The sequence below is a fragment of the Microbacterium sp. 69-10 genome (genome assembly GCF_001897945.1).
GTDB lineage: Bacteria > Actinomycetota > Actinomycetes > Actinomycetales > Microbacteriaceae > Microbacterium.
Genome location: NZ_MKRT01000024.1, coordinates 83,875 through 89,866 on the forward strand (window position 1 = coordinate 83,875; position 5,992 = coordinate 89,866).

General features: G+C 70.7%; 7 protein-coding genes. 4 read left to right on the forward strand and 3 right to left on the reverse strand.

The features are described 5' to 3' along the window. Positions 1–1,259: hypothetical protein (locus BGN97_RS11380; RefSeq protein ID WP_292701425.1), on the forward strand; the 1,259-nt coding region annotated here is incomplete at its 5' end. Between the two features lie 64 nt (positions 1,260–1,323). Here BGN97_RS11380 and BGN97_RS11385 read toward each other — a convergent pair. After that, positions 1,324–1,926 (reverse strand): DUF4822 domain-containing protein, encoded by a 603-nt coding sequence (locus tag BGN97_RS11385; RefSeq protein ID WP_292701427.1) that lies wholly within the window; start codon positions 1,924–1,926, stop codon positions 1,324–1,326. Positions 1,927–2,032: 106 nt separating this feature from the next. Further along, complete coding sequence (locus tag BGN97_RS11390; RefSeq protein WP_292701431.1) at positions 2,033–2,524, reverse strand: DUF2231 domain-containing protein; 492 nt, start codon at positions 2,522–2,524, stop codon at positions 2,033–2,035. Positions 2,525–2,619: 95 nt separating this feature from the next. Here BGN97_RS11390 and BGN97_RS11395 point away from each other — a divergent pair, with 95 nt between their 5' ends. The 3 genes from BGN97_RS11395 (at position 2,620) to BGN97_RS11405 (ending at position 4,395) form a co-directional block, all read left to right on the forward strand. Further along, on the forward strand, positions 2,620–3,129 hold the full coding sequence (locus BGN97_RS11395; RefSeq protein ID WP_292701434.1) for a sigma-70 family RNA polymerase sigma factor: 510 nt from the start codon (positions 2,620–2,622) through the stop codon (positions 3,127–3,129). Further along, entirely contained in the window at positions 3,126–3,782 is a 657-nt protein-coding gene (locus BGN97_RS11400; protein WP_292701437.1) for a zf-HC2 domain-containing protein, read from the forward strand. Before BGN97_RS11395 ends, BGN97_RS11400 begins: the two co-directional genes overlap by 4 nt. A gap of 76 nt (positions 3,783–3,858) precedes the next feature. Then, complete coding sequence (locus BGN97_RS11405) at positions 3,859–4,395, forward strand: hypothetical protein (RefSeq protein ID WP_292701440.1); 537 nt, start codon at positions 3,859–3,861, stop codon at positions 4,393–4,395. Positions 4,396–4,489: 94 nt separating this feature from the next. On the opposite strand, the gene BGN97_RS11410 is transcribed toward BGN97_RS11405, so the two are convergent. Beyond that, a partial coding sequence (locus BGN97_RS11410) for a type I restriction enzyme endonuclease domain-containing protein (protein ID WP_292701443.1) occupies positions 4,490–5,992 on the reverse strand: 1,503 nt, incomplete at its 5' end.

Consider the following 5,992-nt stretch of genomic DNA (forward strand, 5'->3'; position numbering starts at 1 on the left):
CAGCAGAGCAGATCGCGTTCCAGATCACGTTCGCCTCGGTCGACTCCGGTGACGGATCGGATCCGCTCGAGAGCACCGAGCGGATGCTGCGCGAGGAGCGCGTCCTCGCCGCCGTCCGCGGTTCAGAGGGCAGCACGGCGACCGTACTGCTCCCGATCACCGAGGACGCCGCCGTCGTCGCCCTGGACGACGGCGGGCTGCTGCGCTTCGACCTCAGCGCTGCGCGCCTGGGTGCGCTGTTCGCCGCTCAGGGACTGACGCTGCGCCTCGGTCTCGCCGACGACGCGCCGGATGCCGCCGAAGACGCACTGGGGCAGGTCGACGCCGAGCTGGAGCAGGAGTTCGGCGAGGCGTTCGAGCAGCTCGACGATGCCGTCGACGACCTGCCCGGATTCGGGATGCCGGACGCCGGCGCCGAGGGTGCGTTCGCACCGGACCCCGTCCGCGTCGCGGAGTTCTCCCGTCGCGGGCCGTGGGCCGCGCGTCTGACCGCGCAGCTGCTGGACACCCCGGTCGACTACCTGGAGGACAGCGCCTGGTCGGTGTACCGGTACCGCACCGATCGCGCACACGGCGCGATCGCGGGCGGCAGGTCCGACGGCCCCGTCATCGAGGTCAACGTCCCACCCCAGGGCGAGGCGTGGGTGGAGGTCAGCGGTACGCACGGCCGGGCCGCGATGTTCTGGCCGAACGCGGAGCGTCTCACCCGGCCCGTCCTCGACTTCGACACGATCTCCGTGCCGGAGAGCGCCGCGCTGTACCGCCGGATGCTGGAAGAGATCGACGGCGCAGGCGATGAGCTCGCCGAGCTCGACCTGGGGAGCGCGGTCGATGCGGCTGCCGTGCGCCGGGCCTGCCTGCCCGAGGCGCTCGGCGGGGTCGTGGGGCCGGATGCCCGGGTGCGCGCGCTCGTGCTCGCCTTCGGCGTTCCGCACTCGCTCGTCGCGGCTGGACTGGAGGACACCGCCCTCGGTCGTCGTTTCGCGCCGCAGGGCTGGCCGCGCACGGTGGGCGACGTCGTGATGGGCGGCCTCGTGGAGTTCGCCTCACTGACGGACCGCGGCCGGCCCGCAGTGCGGTTCGCCCGCTTCCTGCGCAAGCGCCCTCTGCTCGGAGCGGCGCTGAGCACGGCGGAGCTGGCACTGGGTGTCGCTCTCGGGCGGGGGCGCTCCCGGGTCACGCGGGGCCTCGGCATCCTGCTCGCGATCGATGCGCTCGCCGATCTCGTGATCTGGACCGTCCGCATCCGCCGGCGCTGAGCGCTCATACGGATGAGCCCGGTCCACCAGGGGACCGGGCTCATGATCGCTGGATCGGTGCGGATCAGCGGGCGTTGCCGTTGTTGAAGTGGTACTCGCCGCTGCCGTTGATGCCGTGGCTGCCGTGCGCGCCGGGGCCGCGGCCGTCGGTGCCGGGCTCGACGTGGTTGGTCTTGGTGTGCACGATGTCGTAGTAGACCGACGTGTCGGCGGCGTTCGGGAACACGCGGTAGGTGAAGACGTTCTTGGTCAGCTCGGTGATCGGCACGACGCGCTGGAACAGCACGTTGCCGTTCGCGTCCTTCGCGTTGATCCAGCGCGACGAGCCATCTGCGGCGACGGTCCAGTCGCCGTGCAGCTTCGGGCTGTTGTCGAGGTTGTACATCGTGTACGTGCCGTCGGCCTTGAAGTACGCCCAGCCGACGAAGCTCGCGACGGCCGGGTTGTCGAGGGCGACGCGGTTGCCGTCCTGGTCGAGCGCGCTCGTGGTCTTCCACGGCGTCGACGCGAGGGTCTCGGACGGGGTCAGGTTCTTCCACGAGGCGGATGCGGCGGCCGGGGCAGGAGCAGCGGCGGCTGCCGTGGTGGGGACGACAGCGATCGCGGCGAGCGCGATGGTCGATGCGGCGATGAGGGAGCGGCGGGAGATCCGGGAGGTGATGTTCATGTCTTCAACGCTACGAATCGGCGTCGAGCCATGACATCGTCCGATCGGCTATTCCTGGGCGCGCCGATGGGGTGAGCTCGGCGTGGATCGCTCAGGCATCCGGCGGTCAGACCGCACCCCACACCGCGCGCGCCCCGGCGTCTCCCGTCAGCACCGTGACGACGACGGTCCCGGCGGCGGCGACGAGGGCCGCGGCGATGATCGCGACAGCGAGGATGCGGCTCATCCGCGGTCTCGTGCGGCGCAGCCGCGGCAGCATCCGATCACCCATCGCGACGGCGACGGACGCGATCAGCAGGGCGATCGTCCACGGGATCAGCATCAGGCCGAGAGCCTCGTGGTGCAGGATCGCGGGGGTGTAGCCGACGGTCGAGGCGAGCGACTGCCCTGCCAGCACGGTCACCGGCACCAGCGCCGCGACTCCCAGCGCCGCGATCGGCGGCGCCCACCCGAGCCGCCGACGTGCGGCCGGCCACACCGCGACCAGCGCCACCGCGAGTGCGGTGAGGGGCGCGAGCACGACCACGGCGTGGACGAGCAGCGGATGCAGCGGCAGACCTGCTATGCGGAATCCGTCCGCGTCGGCGAAGATGTCCATACGGAGACAACGATCTCCGCGCCGATCCGGTTCATCGCGACCCGAGAATGAACCGGCGACCGTCCTGCCTCGTTCCCATCGTGAGGAGGCGATCCGTGACCGAAGAGGACGACGAGCGACTGACCGCGCTCTATGAGCTTCATGCCGGCCCGATCCGGCGGTATGTGGTGAGCATCACGGGCAACCGCGGCGGTTCAGCCGACGACGTCGTGCAGGAGACGCTGCTGCGCGCCTGGCGGACCCCGCGCATCCTGGAGCAGGACCCGACCACTTCGAGGGCGTGGATGATCACCGTCGCCAGGCACATCGTGATCGACGAGGCGCGCAGCGCCCGCCGCAGGCACGAGAACCCGGTCGCGGAGCTTCCCGAGCGGGCAGCCGACGACCACACCGATCGGCTCTTCGACGCGCTGCTGATCCAGGACGCGCTCGCCGCGGTGAGTCCGGAGCATCGCGAGGTCGTGATCGCCGCGTACTACCGCGGGCGGAGCGTTCGCGAGGTGGCGGAGGAACTGGGGATCGCCGAGGGGACCGTGAAGTCCCGGATGCATTACGGACTGCGGGCCCTGCGGCTCGCACTGCAGGAGAGAGGGGTGACGAGGTGAACGCCGACCACGAGCGGTACGCCACCTGGGACGCCGCATATGCGCTGGGGGCGCTCTCGGCATCGGACCGCGCAGAGTTCGAGGAGCATCTCGCGCACTGCTCGCGGTGCCGCGAGGCGGTCGCCGAGCTCACGTCGACCGTCGTGCTGCTGTCCCAGGTGAGGCCGGAGGATGCCCAGCGGATCGCGGAGCAGGATGCCGACGGCGCGGCGCCCGTGCGTGTGCTGGCCGCCGCACGCGCCCGCCGCACCAGGCGCAGGAGGCTCACCGCCTGGGTGGTGGGGGCTGCGGCCGCGGTCGTCGTGGCCGCCGTGGTGTCGGTCGCTCTGCTGATGCCCCGTCCGGCCGAGGCCGTGGCGCTGGAGCCCGTCGGGGGAGCGCCGGTCGTGGCGACGGTGGCGCTCACCACGGTGCCGTGGGGGACCAGGCTCGACGTGGTGTGCGCCTATGAGGGGTATTCGGGATGGAGCGGCACCTACGAGCTGGCGGTCACTTCGCGGGACGGCACGACCACCACCCTGTCGAACTGGAACGTGGAAGCCGGGGCCACCGCGCGGCTGTCGGCGGGAACGGGGCTGCCGGAGTCCGACATCCGGTCCGTCGAGATCCGGGATGCCACCGGGAAAGTCGTCGTGAAGCACGAGTTCGGGTGAACCATCCGCCCCGTCCGTCTCGTGTCACGGGAGCGGCCGCCATCGCGGAGGCTGATCAGACGAAAGGGACGGCACGATGTCGCACAGGGCATACGGGTACAGGGCACACGGGCGCAGGGCACTCGCCATCGGGGGCATCGCCCTCGCACTCCTTCTCGCCGGCTGCTCCGGCGGCACGGGCGGTTCCGGTGGGTCCGGCGGTTCCGGTTCCGACTCCGGCGGCTACGGGGCGCCGTCGTCGCAGGCTCCGGAACCGGCGGCATCAGGCCTGGCCGTCGCGGACAGCTCGCTCGGGAAGATCGTGGTCGACGGCGACGGCATGACTGCCTACATGTTCGACAAGGACACTCAGGGCACGAAGACCAGCGCCTGCACCGGCGAGTGCCTGGCGAAGTGGCCGCCGATCCTGTCCGACTCCACGACGCCGAAGGCCGACGGTGTCACGGGCACGCTCGCCACGATCGACACCCCCGACGGCAAGCACCAGGTCACGCTGGACGGCTGGCCGCTGTACACCTTCGCGGGCGACGCGGCGAAGGGCGACGTGAACGGTCAGGGCGTCGGCGGCATCTGGTGGGTGCTCTCGCCCGCGGGCGAGAAGATCGGCGGCTGACCGGCGATCCTCTCCGAGGCCGGGTCGCTGAGCCTGTCGACGCGCCCGGAGACCCGCCTCGGAGTTGGGTCGCTGAGCCTGTCGAAGCGTCGCGCTACTGCCGCCCGTCCATGTAGCGCGGCGCCATCGCCTCCATCTGCTCCATCACCAGGCCGATGGCGGCGGGCTGCCGGTCCGGCGGGTACTTGTACTTGACGAGCAGTCGCTTGATCGACGAGCGCAGCTTCGCACGCACGTCGTCACGTACGGTCCAGTCGGTGCGCACGTCGCGGCGCATGATCGCGACGAGTTCGCGGGCGATCTGAGCGAGCGTGTCCTCGCCCTGCACATCGACGGCCGACTCGTTGGTGGCGACAGCGTCGAAGAAGGCGAGCTCGTCGTGTGACAGCGGCGGCGAGAACTGCTCGCCGCGGGATGCCTCGGCCGCGACCTCCTTCGCAAGGGCGACGAGCTCGGCGATCACCTGAGCGGAGGTCAGCTGCTGGTTCGTGTAGCGGTTCATGATCTCGGCGATCCGCTCTGAGAACGCGCGCTGGCGCACGAGGTTGCCGCGCGACACCGCCATGCTCTCGTCGATCAGAGCGGCGCGCAGCGCCTCGATCGCGAGCTGCGGATTGCGGGCGCGCTGCACTTCGGCGGTGAACTCGGGGGTGAGCCGGTCCAGCGTGAGGCGCGGCATGCCCGCGGCCTCGTAGATGTCGATGACGTCGTTCGTCGCGGTGGCATCGGCGATCAGCGCGCCCAGCAGACGCTGGATGTCCTCGGGGATCGGCTGGTCGTTCGCCTGGCGGTCACGGGCGTCGTACTTCGCCATCCACACCCGCACCTCCTCGTAGAACGCGATCTCGTTGCGGAGCTCAGTGAGCGTGCTGCTGCCCGACGCCAGGGCCCACGCGCGCGCGAGCTGTCCGCTGAGCTTGCGGAACCGGGCGGCTGCGCCCGGCGCATCGTCGGCCGACGGCTGGTTGCGCTTCACATCGCGCAGGAACTCTGTGGCGCGGGTCGCCGCGCGCAGCAGCGCGCGCGGACCACCGGCGGCGAGGTCGGCCTGCCAGTCGCATCCGTGCAGCAGCATCCGGATCTGCTCGACGAAGCCGAGCGCCAGTTCGCGTGCCTCTTCCACGTCGCGGCCAACGGGCTTGCGCTCCCGATCGGTGACGGTGTACTCCTGCAAGGCCTGCGCGAGGTTGTCCGCGAGCGGCGCGTACGCGACGAGAAGGCCGTCCTGCTTGCCGCGGAACGTGCGGTTCACGCGCGCCAGGGTCTGCATGAGCAGCGCGCCTTTGAGCGGGCGATCGAGGTAGAGCGTGTGCAGGGGAGGGGCGTCGAAACCGGTCAGCATCATGTCCTTGACGATGACGAGTTCCAGTTCGTCGTCGGGGTCCTTCAGCCTGTCCTTGACGGCGGCGTTCGCCGAGTCACGGCGCACGTGCTTGCTGATCGGCGGCTGATCGGCGGCGGTTCCCGAATAGACGACCTTGATCCGTCCGGCATCCAGTGCATCCGAGTGCCAGTCCGGCCGCAGCGCGATGATCGCGTCGTACAGGTTCGCGCAGATCTCACGCGTGCCGCCGACGATCAGCGCCTTGCCGGGCCC

Coding starts and splice junctions, on each gene's coding strand:
- BGN97_RS11405 (WP_292701440.1), top strand. CDS start 3,859: ATGTCGCACAGGGCATACGGGTACAGGGCACACGGGCGCAGGGCACTC.
- BGN97_RS11390 (WP_292701431.1), bottom strand. CDS start 2,524: ATGGACATCTTCGCCGACGCGGACGGATTCCGCATAGCAGGTCTGCCG.
- BGN97_RS11385 (WP_292701427.1), bottom strand. CDS start 1,926: ATGAACATCACCTCCCGGATCTCCCGCCGCTCCCTCATCGCCGCATCG.